17 protein-coding genes are annotated in these 14405 nt (G+C 68.2%); 13 read left to right on the top strand and 4 right to left on the bottom strand.

The window, feature by feature from the left end; all coding sequences use genetic code 11:
* Positions 1-212: 212 nt before the first annotated feature.
* Positions 213-959, bottom strand: a complete 747-nt coding sequence (locus tag AC3A6M_RS17390) for an NF038120 family PEP-CTERM protein (protein WP_487853976.1) — start codon at positions 957-959, stop codon at positions 213-215.
* A 234-nt stretch (positions 960-1193) separates the two neighbouring features.
* Here AC3A6M_RS17390 and AC3A6M_RS17395 point away from each other — a divergent pair, with 234 nt between their 5' ends.
* The 12 genes from AC3A6M_RS17395 to AC3A6M_RS17450 all read left to right on the top strand — a co-directional run bounded on the left by AC3A6M_RS17395 (position 1194) and on the right by AC3A6M_RS17450 (position 11225).
* Entirely contained in the window at positions 1194-1607 is a 414-nt protein-coding gene (locus tag AC3A6M_RS17395) for a hypothetical protein (protein WP_487853977.1), read from the top strand.
* Positions 1608-1703: 96 nt separating this feature from the next.
* A complete protein-coding gene (gene gspG / locus AC3A6M_RS17400; protein ID WP_487853978.1) occupies positions 1704-2147 on the top strand; it encodes a type II secretion system major pseudopilin GspG in 444 nt (147 codons plus the stop codon).
* A gap of 41 nt (positions 2148-2188) precedes the next feature.
* Positions 2189-3376, top strand: coding sequence for a type II secretion system F family protein (locus AC3A6M_RS17405; protein WP_487853979.1), 1188 nt, complete (start codon positions 2189-2191; stop codon positions 3374-3376).
* The gene (locus AC3A6M_RS17410; protein WP_487853980.1) at positions 3373-5079 is read left to right on the top strand and encodes a GspE/PulE family protein; all 1707 of its coding nucleotides are present in this window, start codon (positions 3373-3375) and stop codon (positions 5077-5079) included. Before AC3A6M_RS17405 ends, AC3A6M_RS17410 begins: the two co-directional genes overlap by 4 nt.
* Positions 5072-5893: a hypothetical protein gene (locus tag AC3A6M_RS17415; RefSeq protein WP_487853981.1), complete on the top strand. Its 822-nt coding sequence runs from the start codon at positions 5072-5074 to the stop codon at positions 5891-5893. Before AC3A6M_RS17410 ends, AC3A6M_RS17415 begins: the two co-directional genes overlap by 8 nt.
* Entirely contained in the window at positions 5890-6435 is a 546-nt protein-coding gene (locus AC3A6M_RS17420) for a PilN domain-containing protein (RefSeq protein WP_487853982.1), read from the top strand. Before AC3A6M_RS17415 ends, AC3A6M_RS17420 begins: the two co-directional genes overlap by 4 nt.
* Positions 6432-7004: a hypothetical protein gene (locus tag AC3A6M_RS17425; protein WP_487853983.1), complete on the top strand. Its 573-nt coding sequence runs from the start codon at positions 6432-6434 to the stop codon at positions 7002-7004. Before AC3A6M_RS17420 ends, AC3A6M_RS17425 begins: the two co-directional genes overlap by 4 nt.
* Positions 7001-7597, top strand: a complete 597-nt coding sequence (locus AC3A6M_RS17430; RefSeq protein ID WP_487853984.1) for a hypothetical protein — start codon at positions 7001-7003, stop codon at positions 7595-7597. Before AC3A6M_RS17425 ends, AC3A6M_RS17430 begins: the two co-directional genes overlap by 4 nt.
* Complete coding sequence (locus AC3A6M_RS17435) at positions 7597-9576, top strand: secretin N-terminal domain-containing protein (protein ID WP_487853985.1); 1980 nt, start codon at positions 7597-7599, stop codon at positions 9574-9576. The genes AC3A6M_RS17430 and AC3A6M_RS17435 overlap by 1 nt, the downstream gene beginning before the upstream one ends.
* The gene (locus tag AC3A6M_RS17440; protein WP_487853986.1) at positions 9573-10049 is read left to right on the top strand and encodes a type II secretion system protein; all 477 of its coding nucleotides are present in this window, start codon (positions 9573-9575) and stop codon (positions 10047-10049) included. The genes AC3A6M_RS17435 and AC3A6M_RS17440 overlap by 4 nt, the downstream gene beginning before the upstream one ends.
* A gap of 4 nt (positions 10050-10053) precedes the next feature.
* A complete protein-coding gene (locus AC3A6M_RS17445) occupies positions 10054-10428 on the top strand; it encodes a type II secretion system protein (protein WP_487853987.1) in 375 nt (124 codons plus the stop codon).
* Positions 10422-11225, top strand: a complete 804-nt coding sequence (locus AC3A6M_RS17450; protein ID WP_487853988.1) for a type II secretion system protein — start codon at positions 10422-10424, stop codon at positions 11223-11225. Before AC3A6M_RS17445 ends, AC3A6M_RS17450 begins: the two co-directional genes overlap by 7 nt.
* A 36-nt stretch (positions 11226-11261) precedes the next feature.
* Here AC3A6M_RS17450 and murJ read toward each other — a convergent pair whose 3' ends face one another.
* Positions 11262-12806 carry a murein biosynthesis integral membrane protein MurJ gene (gene murJ, locus AC3A6M_RS17455; protein ID WP_487853989.1) on the bottom strand — a complete coding sequence of 515 codons (1545 nt, stop codon included), beginning with the start codon at positions 12804-12806 and terminating at the stop codon, positions 11262-11264.
* A 200-nt stretch (positions 12807-13006) separates the two neighbouring features.
* Between murJ and rpsT the strand changes: the two genes are divergently transcribed.
* Positions 13007-13273 (top strand): 30S ribosomal protein S20, encoded by a 267-nt coding sequence (gene rpsT / locus AC3A6M_RS17460; protein WP_047823157.1) that lies wholly within the window; start codon positions 13007-13009, stop codon positions 13271-13273.
* A gap of 224 nt (positions 13274-13497) precedes the next feature.
* Here the strand turns inward: rpsT and AC3A6M_RS17465 are convergent, their stop codons facing one another.
* Together AC3A6M_RS17465 and AC3A6M_RS17470 are read right to left on the bottom strand one after the other, a co-directional pair.
* Positions 13498-13704 (bottom strand): hypothetical protein, encoded by a 207-nt coding sequence (locus AC3A6M_RS17465; protein ID WP_487853990.1) that lies wholly within the window; start codon positions 13702-13704, stop codon positions 13498-13500.
* Between the two features lie 107 nt (positions 13705-13811).
* Entirely contained in the window at positions 13812-14390 is a 579-nt protein-coding gene (locus AC3A6M_RS17470) for a pseudouridine synthase (RefSeq protein WP_487853991.1), read from the bottom strand.
* Positions 14391-14405 lie beyond the last annotated feature (15 nt).

A 14405-nucleotide genomic window follows, 5' to 3' on the forward strand; every position in this document is an offset into this window, starting at 1 on the left:
TCAGAGCAACGTCGCACGAATACGACGATAACGTACAGACATCTAGGTAAATTGCATAAAAAAATTCACATGTATCGGCACTTGTGTTAGTGCATCAACATGTGAAAAAGGCAGGAAGGAGCAGGAAAAGCGGGCAGGGAGAGGGGCCCTGGCGCAGTCCGCGAACCGGTACGCGGACTGCGCCAGCCGGTGAATATGGAAGAATCGAAGGTTCAGGCGCGCCGGCGGAAGCGGGCGCCCAGTCCCAGCAGGCCGACGGCCAGCAGCGAGGCGCTGGTCGGTTCGGGCACCGGGGAGCTGGGGACGTCGGACAAGGCGATATTGTCCAGGCCGACTTCGCCATTGCCGTTGTCGAGGCCCGTGCAATGTCCCTCCGCGTCGCAGCGGAAGCTGACGATGGCGATCTCGGTGAAACGTTCCTCCGCAAAAGCGGCGCCGCCCACGGCGTCCGTGACGTCGAAGTGTGCGAAATCCGTGTTCGCCAGGTTGAACTGGATCGAGGTGGAGCTTTCGTCGGCCCGGAAGCCGATCACCTGGATGGCGGCCGGGAACAGGGGATACTGCACGCCCGCCATGGCGATGAAGCTGGCGTCCAGCCCGCTGAAGGTGAATGTCGATCCCTCCACGGTCGGCAGGATATCGATGAAGCCGGTGTTGAACAGGTCGAAATAGGTCGTCGGATTATTCGTCGGGCAGATGCTGGCGGCGGCGCAGGCGGTGGGATCGCTGCCGTCGATGAAGCGGCCGATCTGGATCGTGCCCGCGGGCGCATCGCCGGCCGGATCCAGGAAGGTGATGGTGTAGTTGGCTTCCTGGATACTGTCCTGGTTGAGCGCGGGGCCGGTATGGCCCTCGAAAGTGATGACGGCTGCCTGGGCCGCTCCGGCCGAGGCCAGCGCAAGCACGCCGGCGCCCAGTAGGCGCTTGAATACACCGCCGCAATGTGTGGTCCTGTTCATTTGCTTACCTTTTTGGTTGGAGTGCGCGGGATGCGCGGCTTGCGGAATACTGCTGTGCTACTGCTATTTACTGCTGGGCTTGCTAAAAAATTATCATTGAGTATATCAAGAACAACAACATTCATTCGCCACTGCACACAGGGGAACATATGGTGAAAAGCTTGTTCTATCGAATTATATTTGACCGGCAACGCACGCTTGACGCTCTCGCCAGCTGAAGCGCATGATGCGCCCATGCGAACCCTTATCCTTTTATTATTGGCCGGCTGTACCGCCTGCAGCACCGGCGCAACACCTGAAGCGCCGCAGGCCCCGCAATCCCGCGCCGCGGTCCCGGATGGACAGGGCGATACGCTGGCGAAGATCCGCGCCCTGATCGGCACGCCAGCCTGCTCCAGCGACGACCAGTGCCACACCCTGGCGCTCGGAACACGTCCCTGCGGCGGTCCGGAGAGCTACCTGCCATGGTCGTCGGCCAGGACCTCGCTGGCCGAACTCCAGGCCCTGGGCGAGCGCTACAAGGAAGAACGGCGCGCCGCCAACAAGGCCTCGGGCGGGGTGTCGACCTGCCAGTTCCTGATGGACCCCGGCGCCGTCTGCCGCGCCGGCACCTGCCAGCCGGGCGGGGGCGGTTTGCCGGTGCGCTGATCCGGCGTTTCACACTCATAAAAAGAATTGTCTGTGCGCTAAGTGGCGTGGTAGCCTTGCACGGCTAGGCTTTCCAAAAGGCACAAAGGAGTGGGAATGGTTTCAAAGCTGGTCCGGGGCGCAGGAAGTGGTGCACGCAGCGCAGGTTTCACGCTGCTCGAACTGCTGGTGGTGATCGTCATCATCGGCCTGCTGGCCGCCTACGTCGGTCCCAAGTATTTCTCGCAGCTCGGCAAGTCCGAAGTCACGGTGGCGCGCGCCCAGATCGAAGCTTTCGAAAAGTCGCTCGATACCTACCGCCTCGACGTCGGCCGCTATCCGACCACCGAGGAAGGCCTGAACGCCTTGCTGACGGCGCCGCCCACGGCTGCCGGCAAATGGAACGGCCCCTACCTGAAGAAGGTCGTACCGGCCGACCCCTGGGGCCACCCCTACCAGTACCGCGCGCCCGGCGCCAAGGGCGAGTACGAGATCGTCTCGCTGGGCAAGGATGGCCAGCCGGGCGGCAGCGGCGAAGCCGCCGACATCAGCTCCCAGTAAGCTCCCGACAAGTACTTCTTCTTTCCTCTCATCCGGCTTCCATGCAGTTCGCGGTTCGCACCCTCGCTCCCGACATGACCATCGCCAGCGTGGTGGTCGATGCTTCGGATGAGGCGGACGCGCGGCGCCAGGTCGAGGCGCGCGGCCTGTACGTCAGCGTGGTCGAGCCGGTGCGCGGCGCCGGATTGCCCAGCAGGCGCGCCGGCAAGCTGTCGCTGGTGCTGTTCAGCCAGGAGCTGCTGGCCCTGCTCACCGCCGGCCTGGGCATCGTCGAAGGCCTGGAGGCCCTGCTCGAAAAGGAAGCCAGCCCGGCCACCCGCGCCGTGCTGGAACGCCTGCTGGGCGGCCTGCGCGAGGGCAAGCGCCTGTCGGGCGTGCTGGCCGAGCAGCCGGCCCTGTTCCCGCCGCTGTACGTCGGCATCGTGCGCGCCGCCGAGGGCACCAGCGACCTGCCGCGCGCGCTCGAACGCTATATCGAATACCAGCAGCGCATCGACGCGGTGCGTTCGAAAATCGTCAGCGCCTCGATCTACCCGGCGATCCTGCTGGTGGTCGGCGGCGGCGTCTCGGTCTTCCTGATGTCCTATGTGGTGCCGCGCTTCGCCGAGGTGTATCAAGGGGCCGGGCGCAACCTGCCGTGGATGTCGCGCCTGATGCTCGAGTGGGGCCAGTTCGCCGGGCGCCACGCCGGCGGCCTGCTGCTGTCCTTCGCCGCGCTCATCGCACTGGCGGGCTGGGGCATCCGCCGCGTGCTGCGCCAGGGCGGGGCGGCACGCCTGCTGGCGAAACTGCCCGGCATCGGCGAGCGCGCCCGCGTGTATGAATTGTCGCGCCTGTACCTGACCCTGGGCATGCTCAACGAGGGCGGGATCACCCTGGTCAACGCCATCGAGACGGTGCAGGGCATGGTCTCGCCCGGCATCGCCGCCGGCCTGCGCGCGGCCAAGGCCGGGATCGAATCCGGGCGCCCGCTGTCCGACGCCTTCGAAGCCAACGGCCTGACCACGCCGATCTCGCTGCGCATGCTGCGCGTGGGCGAGCGCACCGGCGAGATGGGGCCGATGCTGACCCGCTCGGCCGCCTTCTACGACGGCGAGATCGGGCGCTGGATCGACCGCTTCACGCGCACCTTCGAGCCGCTGCTGATGGCCGCCATCGGCCTGGTGGTCGGCGCCATCGTGGTGCTGCTGTACATGCCGATCTTCGACCTGGCCGGAGACATGTCGTGAACGCGCAGCCGGTGACCGCTTTCGACGCCACCCTGCTGGCCAGGGCGCGCGCGCAGAGCCGCCAGTCGCAGCGCTCGCTGGTCGAGGAGCTGCAGGCCCTGTCGGGCCAGGAGCCGCGCCAGATCGTGCGCCTGCTGGCCGAGCCCTTCGGCCTGACGGTGATGGAGACGGCCGAGATGTTCGGCCAGCAGCCGGCCTTCGACCTGCTGCCGCTGGCGCTGGCCCTGGCGCGCCACTGCGTGCTGCTGAGGGACGCGCAGGGACTGCTGACCGGCGTGATCGCCGACCCGTTCGACCTCGATCTGCAGACCTGGCTGGCGGCGCAGGCCGGCTGCACGGCGGCGCGCCCGCTGCACCTGCGCCTGGCGCTGGCCGGCGACATCCAGGCTTACCTGGGCAAGCAGGAGGAATCGGCGCGCGCGGTCGACAGCCTGGTCGGCGACAGCGGCGCTTCCGGGCTCGATCCGCGGCGCGACGGCAGGACCGCATCGGTGCTGTCCTTCGCCTCGGTCTCGGAAGGCGCCAGTCCGGCCGTCAAGCTGGTCAACTCCACGCTGTACGATGCGCTGAAGGCGGGCGCCTCCGACATCCACCTGGAGAGCACGGCCGGCGGCCTGGCCGTGAAATACCGCGTCGACGGCGTGCTCGATCACGCGGCCTCGGTCGGCGGCATCGAGCTGGCCGAGCACATCATCTCGCGCCTGAAAGTGCTGGCCGAACTCGACATCGCCGAGCGCCGCATTCCGCAGGACGGCAGCTTCCGGGTCGAATCCGGCGGCCGCGAGATCGACCTGCGTGTGTCCATCATGCCGAGCATCCACGGCGAGGATGCGGTCATCCGTATCCTCGACAAGCGCGCCATGATCGAGTCCTACGGCGCGCTGACCCTGGAAGCGCTGGGCTTCGACGCGCCCTCGCTGGCGACCCTGCGCTCGCTGGCCCAGGAAGCCTACGGCATGCTGCTGGTGACCGGGCCGACCGGCTCCGGCAAGACCACCACGCTGTACGCCGCGCTCACCGAGATCCACAACGGGCGCGAGAAGATCATCACCATCGAGGATCCGGTCGAATACCAGCTGCCCGGGATTCTCCAGATCCCGGTCAACGAGAAGAAGGGCCTGACCTTCGCGAAGGGACTGCGCTCGATCCTGCGCCACGACCCGGACAAGATCATGGTTGGCGAGATCCGCGACCGCGAGACCGCCGAGATCGCGGTGCAGTCGGCGCTGACCGGGCACCTGGTTTTAACAACGGTCCACGCCAACAATGTGTTCGACGTGTTCGGCCGCTTCACCCACATGGGCATCGACCCGTATGCCTTCGTCTCGGCGCTGAACGGGATCTGGGCCCAGCGCCTGATCCGCATGAACTGCCCGCACTGCGCCGCGCCCTACACGCCGGATGAAGCGGAGCTGGCGTCGGCCCACCTGGCGCGCGCGGAAACGGCGGACTACCTGTTCATGCGCGGCAAGGGCTGCGGCGACTGCCGCGGCACCGGCTACAAGGGCCGCCGTTCGATCGCCGAGATCCTGACCCTGAACGACGAGATCCGCGAACTGATCGTCGACAAGCAGCCGATCCGCCGCATCAAGGCTGCCGCCGCCGCCAACGGCACCCGCAGCCTGCGCATGGCGGCGCTCGACCTGGTGAAGCGCGGCGCCACCACCATCGAAGAAATCAAACGGGTGACCCTGCATGCGTAGATGGATCAGGCCCCTGCTGGGACAGTCGCTGCGCCTCGGTGTCGCCCCCGACGGCCTGGCGCTGGTACGCACCAGCATCTGGCCGCACGAACGCGCGCGCCTGCTCGGGCAGGTGCGCTTCGCCGCCATGGGCATCGATGCCATCGGGCGCGAACTGGAGGCGCTGCTGGCCGAACACAGGAGCGCCGGCTGGCCCTTGCGGGTGGTGCTGTCCGATGAACTGGTGCGCCTGTGGCAGGTGACGCCGCCGCCCGGCGCGGCCCGCATCGCCGACCTGGAAGCGGCCAGCGCGCTGCGCTACCAGGCGCTGTTCGGCGCCAGCCCGTCGGGCTGGCTGATCCGCGCCGACTGGAACGCGACGCAACCCTTCCTGGCGGCCGCCATGCCCCAGGCCCTGCTGGAACGCCTGCGGCAGGCCGCGGCGGGGCAGGGCTTCCGCCTGGTCGAGGTGGCGCCGCAATTCGTCGCCGCGCTGAACCAGCACCGCGCGCTGCGCCGGCCCGGCGCCTGGTTCGGGCTGGTGCACGGCGGGGTCCTGAGCGTGGCCGCCTTCGATGGCGACCGCCTGGCCGCGGTGCGCACCGCGCCGATTCCGGAAGGCGCCGACCGCGACTGGCTGGAAGGCCACGTCGCGCGCGAAGCCTTGCGCGTGGGCCTGGGCCGTCCGGAACGCCTGCAGGTGAGCGGCCCGGCGCCGAAAGCCTGGGCCAGCAGCGCCGGAAGATTGAAATTCGCCTGCACGCTGTTCGAAGACGAGCTGGATCCGCTGTGGCCGGACTGCGCGCGGCTGGCCATGACGGGGAGGGCGCCATGAAGCGGGTGGCCATCGATTTCGCGCCGCCCAGCCTGGCGCGCGCCGTGTTCCGGACCCCGCGCCAGGCCTGGGCCATGGTGTGGGTGCTGGCCATGACGGCGATGGCGCTGGCATTCGCCTGGACCGCGCTCGGACGGACGCAGCGCGAGATCGACCTGCTGCGCGCGCAGTCGCAGGCGCGCACGCAGGCGCCCGCGCCCGCGGCCGTGGCCGCGCGTGCGCGCGTGCCGGAAGCCCAGGCGGCGGCCGTGAACGCCGCGGTGTTGCAGCTGAACCTGCCGTGGCGCGCCCTGCACGACGCGGTGCAGGCGGGCACCCCGGCCAATATCGCGCTGCTGGCGCTGGAGCCGGACGCGAAGAAGAATCTGGTCCGCATCACCGCCGAGGCCAGGAGCAGCGACGACATGATCGCCTACGTCGAGCAGCTGCAGAAGGTCGAGTGGTTCAGCGCCGTCGTGCTTGCCCGCCACGAGATCAACGAACAGGACCCGAACCGGCCGATCCGCTTCCAGCTCGATGCGCAGTGGAGGGGGGGCGAATGAAGCTGTTGCGCCTGCAACTGGCACTGCGCGCCAACCCGCTGCTGGCGGGAGCCGGTCTGGCATTGCTGGCCTGCCTCGCCGCGCTGGCCTGGACCGTGCACACGGCCACGCAACTGGACGCCGAGCGCGACGCGCTGAAGCTGGCCGCGGCGCGGCGCGCGGCGGTGCCGTCGCCGGCGCCCGCCATCCCGGCGGCGCCGGCCGTGCCGGATGCGCCGCCGCCCGACCGCCTGGACGCCTTCTACGCAGCGCTCGGCCCGCGCCGCTACGCCGAACAGCAGGTCAAGACCCTGTTCGCGCTGGCGGCGAAGAACGGGCTGTCGCTGAGCCAGGGCGAATACAAGACCGGCTACGACCGCAACGCGCGCGTTCATACCTACCAGGTCAACCTGCCGGTGAAGGGCAGCTACGGCGCGATCTGGCAGTTCGCCTTCGGCGCGCTGCGCGCGATCCCCTTCGCTTCGCTGGATGACATCGGCTTCCGCCGCGACACCATCGGCGACCCGACGGTGGAGGCGCGGCTGCGCTTTACCTTGTATTTGAAGGACGTCCCCGGAGGCGAGCGATGAAGCCGCGCCACCTCGTGCTGGGGGCCGCGCTGACGGGCGCCGCGCTGCTGGCCATCTTTGGCGACAGGTCGCCCGGCGGCGAGATCGCCGAAGCGGTGGAGCGCACGCCCGCGCCGCGCCCGGTGCCGTCCGTATCCGCCGCGGCCGCCACTGCGGACGCCACCGCGGCCGCAGCCGCCGCCGCCGTCGGGCGCGCAGCGGCCGCAGGCGCCGCCAATGCCGCCGGCGGAACGACGATCCTGGCCCTGGTGCCGCGCGAAGCCCTGATCGGCGACGGCGACGCCCAGTTCCGGCAGGGCGAACATGGGGTGTTCGGGCGCCAGGACTGGACGCCGCCGCCGCCCCCGCCGCCACCGGCGCCGCCGCCACCGCCGCCGAGCGCCCCGCCTTTACCATTTACCGTCATCGGCAAATCGGTGGCCGACGGCGCCTGGGAAGTCTACCTGGCCCGCGGCGACCGCACCTACGTCGTGCGCGACAAGGCCGTGATCGACGGCACTTACCGCGTCGACGCCATCGCGCCGCCGATCCTGACCCTGACCTACCTGCCGCTGAACCAGGTTCAGCAGCTCAATATTGGAGTGTTCGACTGATGCGTCGCCTGTCATCCATGCTGGCCATTCCGCTGGCGCTCACCCTGCTGCTGTCCGGTTGCGCCGGTCAAATGGCCTACCGCGAGGGCAATGCGCTGGTGGCCCAGGACCAGGTCGAGGCCAGCCTGGTGAAGTACCAGCAAGCGGTGGCCGCCGATCCGGCGAACGCCGCCTACAAGACGGCGTACCTGCGCGCGCGCGATGGCCTCACCAACCGCTTGCTGACCCAGGCCGACCGCGAGATCGCCGACGGCAAGGCGCAGCTGGCCCTGCAGGATTACCAGCGGGTGCTGGCCATCGATCCGGTCAACGACCGCGCGCGCGCCGGCCTGCGCCAGGTCGAGGCCGACCACCGCCATGCCGTGCTGCTGGAGGAGGCGCGCGCCGCCTTCGAACGCAAGGACCATGACATCGCGCGCCAGAAGCTGGGCGCGATCCTGAGCGAGCGCCCGAGCCACGAGCCGGCGCGCCTGCTGCTGGCCGAGGTCAACGAGCAGGGGGCGGCGGCGCCGGCCCAGGCGGCGCTGGCCGCGTCGTTCCGCAAGCCGATCAGCCTGGAATTCCGCGACGCGCCGATCAAGCAGATCTTCGAAGTCATTTCGCGCCACTCCGGCCTCAACTTCCTGTTCGACAAGGACGTCAAGACCGACCTGCGCGCCTCCATCTTCCTGAAGAACAGCACGGTCGAATCGGCGGTCTACTATCTCCTGATGACCAACCAGCTCGAGCGCCAGGTCATGGACGGCAACACCATCCTGATCTACCCGAACGTGGCTGCCAAGCAGAAGGAATACCAGGAGATGACGGTCAAGACCTTCTTCCTGGCGAACGCGGAGGCGAAGAGCATCGCCAACACCCTCAAGACCATCCTCAAGTCGCGCGACGTGGTGGTCGACGAGAAGCTCAACCTGGTGATCCTGCGCGACAGCCCGGAAGCGGTCAGGCTGGCCACCCAGCTGGTGCAGCTGCAGGACGTGCCGGAGCCGGAAGTGGTGCTCGACGTCGAAGTCCTGGAAGTGCAGCGCAACCGCCTGCTCGACCTGGGGGTCGACTTGCCGACTTCGCTGTCCTTCGCGCCGATCACGACCGCCGCTTCCGGGCCGCTCACCATCGCCCAGCTGCGCGGACTGAACTCCTACAACACCGGCGTGTCCGGGGTTTCGGCGACGATCACCGCCAGGAAGACCGACGGCGACGCCAACACCCTGGCCGCGCCGCGCATCCGCGTGCGCAACAAGGAAAAGGCCAAGGTCGTCATCGGCGACAAGCTGCCGACCATCACCACCACCATCTCCTCGGGCGTGGGCGGCTTCGCCTCGGAGTCGGTGAACTACGTCGACGTCGGCCTGACCCTGAACGTCGAGCCGACCATCTACCTGAACAACGAGATCGGCATCCGCATCTCGCTCGAGGCCAGCACCCTGGTCGACACCATCGAGACCAAGAGCGGCACCACCGCCTACCGCATCGGCACGCGCTCGGCCGCCACCATGCTGCAGCTGAAGGATGGCGAGAACCAGGTGCTGGCGGGCCTGATCAAGAACGACGAGCGCAGCAGCGCCAGCCACCTGCCGGGCCTGGGCGACGTGCCGCTGGTCGGGCGCCTGTTCGGCAGCCGCCAGGACACCCGCGACAAGACCGAGGTGGTGCTGTCGATCACGCCCCACCTGGTGCGCAACATCCAGCGCCCGGCCGCCAACGCCGCCGAGTTCAACGCCGGCACCGAAGCCAGCTTCCGGCGCCGTCCGGACGAGGCGCCGCGCGCCCCGATCCAGCTGGCGCCGCCGCCGGTGCCGGTGCCTGCGCCGGCAGCGCCGCCGCCGGCGCAGCCCGCGATGGTTCCGGCCACCAGCGTCAACATGGGCGGTGCGCAGGCCGCGCCGGCGCCCAGCCCGGCCACCGCGCAGCCGCCCGTGCAGGGCGTGCAGGCCGTGCCGCTTCCCCGGCCCGACGTGACGCCGATTCCGGCCCAGCGATGATGCGTCGCGCGCGCGGCTTCACGCTGATCGAGCTGCTGGTCACGCTCGCCATCCTGGCCCTGCTCGGGACCATGGTGGTGCCAGCCGCCAGCATGGCCGTGCAGCGCCGCCACGAGCAGGACCTGCGCCTGGCGCTGCGCGAGATCCGCCAGGCCATCGACGCCTACAAGAAAGCCAGCGACGAGGGCCGCATCGCGAAGTCGGCCGGCGCCACCGGCTATCCGCCGAAACTGGAGCTGCTGGTGGACGGCGTGGTCGACCTGCGCAGCCCGAAGAAGGCGAAGATCCGCTTCCTGCGCCGCCTGCCGCGCGACCCCTTCGGCGCCGACGCCGCGCTGGACGATGCCCAGACCTGGGGCAAGCGCAGCTACGCCAGCGAGGCGAGCGAGCCGAAGGAGGGCGACGATGTGTACGACGTGTATTCGCTGTCCGGCCGGGTGGGCCTGAACGGCATTCCGTACAGCAGATGGTGAGAGCATGAGGCGCAACAGCGGATTCACCCTGATCGAACTGCTGGTGGTGCTGGGCATCGTGGCCCTGCTGCTGACCCTGGCCGTGCCGCGCTTCTTCCCGAGCGTGGACAAGACCAGGGAGACGATCCTGGCCGAGAACCTGCGCACCACGCGCGCCGTGATCGACCAGTTCTATGCCGACACCGGGCGCTATCCGGACTCGCTCGACCAGCTGGTCGAGAAAAAATACCTGCCGCGCCTGCCCTTCGATCCGGTGCTCGACAGCGACGCCGGCTGGGTCGTCGTGCCGCCCGAGGATCCGGCGCGCGGCAACGTCTACGACATCCACAGCGGCGCCGAGGGCAAGGGGCGCAACGGCAAGCCGTATTCGGAATGGTAGCTGCCGTTCCACGCCGCGAGGCCGGCTTTACTTATGTCGGCCTGATCGTGCTGGTCACGATCATCGGCCTGGTGGGCGCGGCCACCCTGAAGGCCGACGCCCTGCTGCGGCGCGCCGCGGCCGAGCAGGAGCTGCTGGAAATCGGCGCCGCCTTCAGCGCCGCGCTCACCAGCTATGCGGAAGCGACCCCGCGCGGCCAGTTGCCGCAGCCGCCTTCGCTGGAAGCGCTGCTGAAGGACCCGCGCGTCCCCGGCACCCGCCGGCACCTGCGCAAGATCTTCGTCGACCCGATCACCGGCAAGGCCGAATGGGGCATCGTCTGGCTGAACAAGGGGAGTGGCATCGATGGTTTCGGCGGCAGCGGCGTGCTGGCCGTGTACAGCCTGTCCGAGGCGAAGCCGCTGAAGCAGGCCAACTTCGACGGACGCTTCCAGAATTTCGAGAACCGCGAACACCTGTCGGAATGGAAGTTTGCGGTCACGGGGCAGGGCGTGGCGCAGGGGCGGCTGGGGCAACCGAATCCGCCCGCGCAGATCGTCCCCGCCGCCAGTCCCGCGGCGGCGCAGAATCCGGCCGGGGCCCAGCCTTCGTTGTTCCCGGACCGCGGCAATGCGGGCAATGCCCGCCCGTCGCCGGCCGAGCCGCCCGCGCCCGCCCCGGCGCCGCCCGAGCCCGCGGCGGCGCCGGAACCGCAGGAGCCGCCGTCATCGGAAGCGTCCGGCTCAGGCGACGACAAGGAGGGCGACGAGGAGAAGGACGAGAAGGAGCGGGGCCGGGACGCGCGCCGCGGCGGATAGTGCGCTACCCGGCCTTCGACGCCTTCGCTGGGCGTGTCACTTGGCGCGGCGCGTGAAGTCGCGCGGACGGAAGCCCAGCGCGAACAGCACGGCGAAGTAGACGGCGGCGCTGATGCCGATGACCAGCAGCAGTGCGCCCAGGCGCAGGACCGGATGGGCGCGCAGCGCGGTCCAGTCGAACTGCGTCTGGCTGGACCAGGCGGCCAGGCCCATCAGGACCACCGCCACCACCACCTTGACCGAGAACGCGAGCCAGCCGGCATGCGGCGTGTAGATGCGGCGCCGGCGCAGGCCGGTGTACAGGAACACTGCGTTGATGCAGGCGCCCATGCCGATCGACAGCGCCAGCCCGGCCACGCCCAGCAGGGGCACGAACACGAGATTCATCAGCTGGGTCGCGATCAGCACGCCGATGGCGATGCGCACCGGGGTGCGGATGTCCTGGCGCGCATAGAAGGCCGGGGCCAGGATCTTGACCAGGATGATGCCCAGCAGGCCGGCGGCGTAGGCCATCAGCGGCGCGGTGGCGGCGCTCACGTTGGCGGCCTTGAATTCGCCGTAGTTGAAGAGGGCGGCGATCAGCGGTTCCGCCAGCGCCGCCAGGCCGACCGCGGCCGGCAGGGCCAGCAGCAGGGTCAGGCGCAGGCCCCAGTCGAGCAGGGCCGAGTATTCGACCGTATCGCCGTCGGCGTTCGCCTTGGACAGGCTGGGCAGCAGGATGGTGCCCAGCGCCACGCCCAGCATGCCGGTCGGGAATTCCATCAGGCGGTCGGCATACTGCAGCACGGAGACGGCGCCGCGTCCCAGGTTGGAGGCGATGTTGGTGTTGATGAGCAGGCTGATCTGGGCTGCGGAGACGGCGAACACCGCCGGCCCCATCTTCTTGAGGATGCGGCGCACGCCGGGGTCCTTCAGGCCGGCGAGGGGATTGAGCGACAGGCGCGGCAGCATGCCGATGCGCTTCAGGGCCGGGACCTGGATCGCGATCTGCAGCACGCCGCCGACCATCACGGCCACCGCCATCGAATAGATCGGCACCTCGAAGTACTTCACCATGAACAGCGAGAAGAAGATCGACGACAGGTTCCACAGCACCGGCGTGAAGGCGGGAATCTTGAACTCGCGCCAGGTGTTGAGTACGGCCCCGGCCATCACCACGAAGGACATGCACAGGATGTAGGGGAACATCAGGCGCGTCATCACCACGCCGGCATCGAAGGCGTGGCCTTTCAGGCCGCTGGCGATGGCCATCAGGATCAGCGGTGCGCCGACGATCCCGAGCACGCTGATGAGCAGGGTCGCCCAGACCAGCGAATTGGCGACGTGGTCGATCAGGGTGCGGGTGGCGGCGTCGCCCTTCTGCGTCTTGTATTCGGCCAGGATGGGCACGAAGGCCTGCGAGAACGCGCCTTCGCCGAACAGCCTGCGCAGCAGATTGGGGAGGCGGAAGGCGATGTTGAAGGCGTCGGTGAATTCGTTGGCGCCGAAGGCGCGGGCAAACAGGGTCTCGCGCAGCAGGCCGGTGATGCGGGAAACCATCGTCATGCTCGAGATGGCTGCCAGGGTTCGAAGTAGGTTCATAGCCCGCGATTATAGCTGGGCAATAGCCTGCGGAAACTTGCGTGCGTCGCTTTTTACGGGGCAAACCGGACGCGGGTATGAATTTGGAATTGCCCTGCGATGAAACCTTCGCTATAATCGAGGGCTGTATTGAATTCTGTTGGCAGACACTAATCGTTTGAGGTGTTTGCGGACGCAACTTACACCGATTAGGAATTTCCATGGCAAATACCGCACAGGCGCGCAAGCGCGCTCGTCAAGCAGTTAAGCAAAACGCTCACAACTCGGCTCAGCGCTCGACCCTGCGCACCGCGATCAAGGCTGTCAAGAAAGCCATCCAGGCTGGCGACAAGGCCGCTGCGACCACCATCTTCCAGCAATCCGTGTCGACCATCGACAGCATCGCTGACAAGAAAATCATCCACAAGAACAAGGCCGCTCGCCACAAGAGCCGCCTGGCTGCCGCTATCAAGGCCCTGTCGGCCTAAGCGACACCATCGGCGCGGCCCCTGCCGCGCAGGTTCTGCAGGATGAAAGACCCGCCCGACTACGGTCCTGGCGGGTTTTTTCGTTGGCCAATTTCCCAAAACCGGGGTCAGACTCCGAATTTGGGCAATTTCCTAAAATCGGAGTCTGACCCCGGTTTTTGGCAATGGGTTTTCGATAACAAGAAGGCAGGCCGCAGCCTGCCTTCTTTTGTCCATGCAGGCGCTTACTTCGTGGCCGGGTCGGCGGCTGGCGCGGCTTCGGCGGCCGCGGCCTTCTTGGCTTTCTTCATCTTCCTGGCTTTCTTCGGCGCGGCGGCGGCCGGTTCGGTCGCGGCGGCAGCCGGTGCGGCAGCGGGCGTAGCCGCCGGGGTGGCGGCGAAGACGGAGACGGCGAACAGCGAAGCTACCAGACCAGCGATGAGTTTGGACATGTCGGGTTCCTTTTCGTTAAGAAGTCGATCCACGGACGCGGATCTGGCTCGTTAACGGCAGGATGCATTGCCGGATGAGCGTTTCTGATTGACGCAAAACAAACGCCTCAGCCTTTCCTGGCCTTCCCGGCGCCGACGGCCTCGGCCGGCACTTCCATCCATTCGCCCGGCATCAGCGGATGGCTGGCCAGTGAAAACGGGCCGATGCTGGTGCGCACCAGGCGCAGGGTCGGCAGCCCGACCGCTGCCGTCATGCGGCGCACCTGGCGGTTTTTTCCCTCCTCGAGCGTGATGGCGATCCAGCTGGTCGGCTTGTCCTGGCGCACCCGGATCGGCGGGTTGCGCGGCCACAGCCATTCGGGTTCCGCGATCTGCACCGCGCGGCAGGGCCTGGTGACGAAGTCGCCCAGGTCGAGCGGCGCCTGCAGGCGGGCGAGGGCGGCCGCGTCGGCCGCGCCCTCCACCTGCACGATATAGGTCTTCGCTTCCTTCTGGTCCGGATGGGCGATGCGGTGCTGCAGGCGGCCGTCGTCGGTGAGCAGCATCAGGCCTTCGCTGTCGGCGTCCAGGCGGCCGGCCGGATAGATGTTCGGGATGTCGATGTAGTCAGCGAGCGAGGCGCGGCCGGGCTCGGCGCTGAACTGGCAGAGGACCTGGAATGGCTTGTTGAACAAGATGAGGGACATAAAAGGGGATTTTGG

It is taken from the genome of Telluria sp. Soil_C_11 (genome assembly GCF_057657395.1).

Coding starts and splice junctions, on each gene's coding strand:
- AC3A6M_RS17390 (WP_487853976.1), bottom strand. CDS start 959: ATGAACAGGACCACACATTGCGGCGGTGTATTCAAGCGCCTACTGGGC.
- AC3A6M_RS17395 (WP_487853977.1), top strand. CDS start 1,194: ATGCGAACCCTTATCCTTTTATTATTGGCCGGCTGTACCGCCTGCAGC.
- gspG (WP_487853978.1), top strand. CDS start 1,704: ATGGTTTCAAAGCTGGTCCGGGGCGCAGGAAGTGGTGCACGCAGCGCA.
- AC3A6M_RS17405 (WP_487853979.1), top strand. CDS start 2,189: ATGCAGTTCGCGGTTCGCACCCTCGCTCCCGACATGACCATCGCCAGC.
- AC3A6M_RS17415 (WP_487853981.1), top strand. CDS start 5,072: ATGCGTAGATGGATCAGGCCCCTGCTGGGACAGTCGCTGCGCCTCGGT.
- AC3A6M_RS17420 (WP_487853982.1), top strand. CDS start 5,890: ATGAAGCGGGTGGCCATCGATTTCGCGCCGCCCAGCCTGGCGCGCGCC.
- AC3A6M_RS17425 (WP_487853983.1), top strand. CDS start 6,432: ATGAAGCTGTTGCGCCTGCAACTGGCACTGCGCGCCAACCCGCTGCTG.
- AC3A6M_RS17430 (WP_487853984.1), top strand. CDS start 7,001: ATGAAGCCGCGCCACCTCGTGCTGGGGGCCGCGCTGACGGGCGCCGCG.
- AC3A6M_RS17435 (WP_487853985.1), top strand. CDS start 7,597: ATGCGTCGCCTGTCATCCATGCTGGCCATTCCGCTGGCGCTCACCCTG.
- AC3A6M_RS17440 (WP_487853986.1), top strand. CDS start 9,573: ATGATGCGTCGCGCGCGCGGCTTCACGCTGATCGAGCTGCTGGTCACG.
- AC3A6M_RS17445 (WP_487853987.1), top strand. CDS start 10,054: ATGAGGCGCAACAGCGGATTCACCCTGATCGAACTGCTGGTGGTGCTG.
- AC3A6M_RS17450 (WP_487853988.1), top strand. CDS start 10,422: ATGGTAGCTGCCGTTCCACGCCGCGAGGCCGGCTTTACTTATGTCGGC.
- murJ (WP_487853989.1), bottom strand. CDS start 12,806: ATGAACCTACTTCGAACCCTGGCAGCCATCTCGAGCATGACGATGGTT.
- rpsT (WP_047823157.1), top strand. CDS start 13,007: ATGGCAAATACCGCACAGGCGCGCAAGCGCGCTCGTCAAGCAGTTAAG.
- AC3A6M_RS17465 (WP_487853990.1), bottom strand. CDS start 13,704: ATGTCCAAACTCATCGCTGGTCTGGTAGCTTCGCTGTTCGCCGTCTCC.
- AC3A6M_RS17470 (WP_487853991.1), bottom strand. CDS start 14,390: ATGTCCCTCATCTTGTTCAACAAGCCATTCCAGGTCCTCTGCCAGTTC.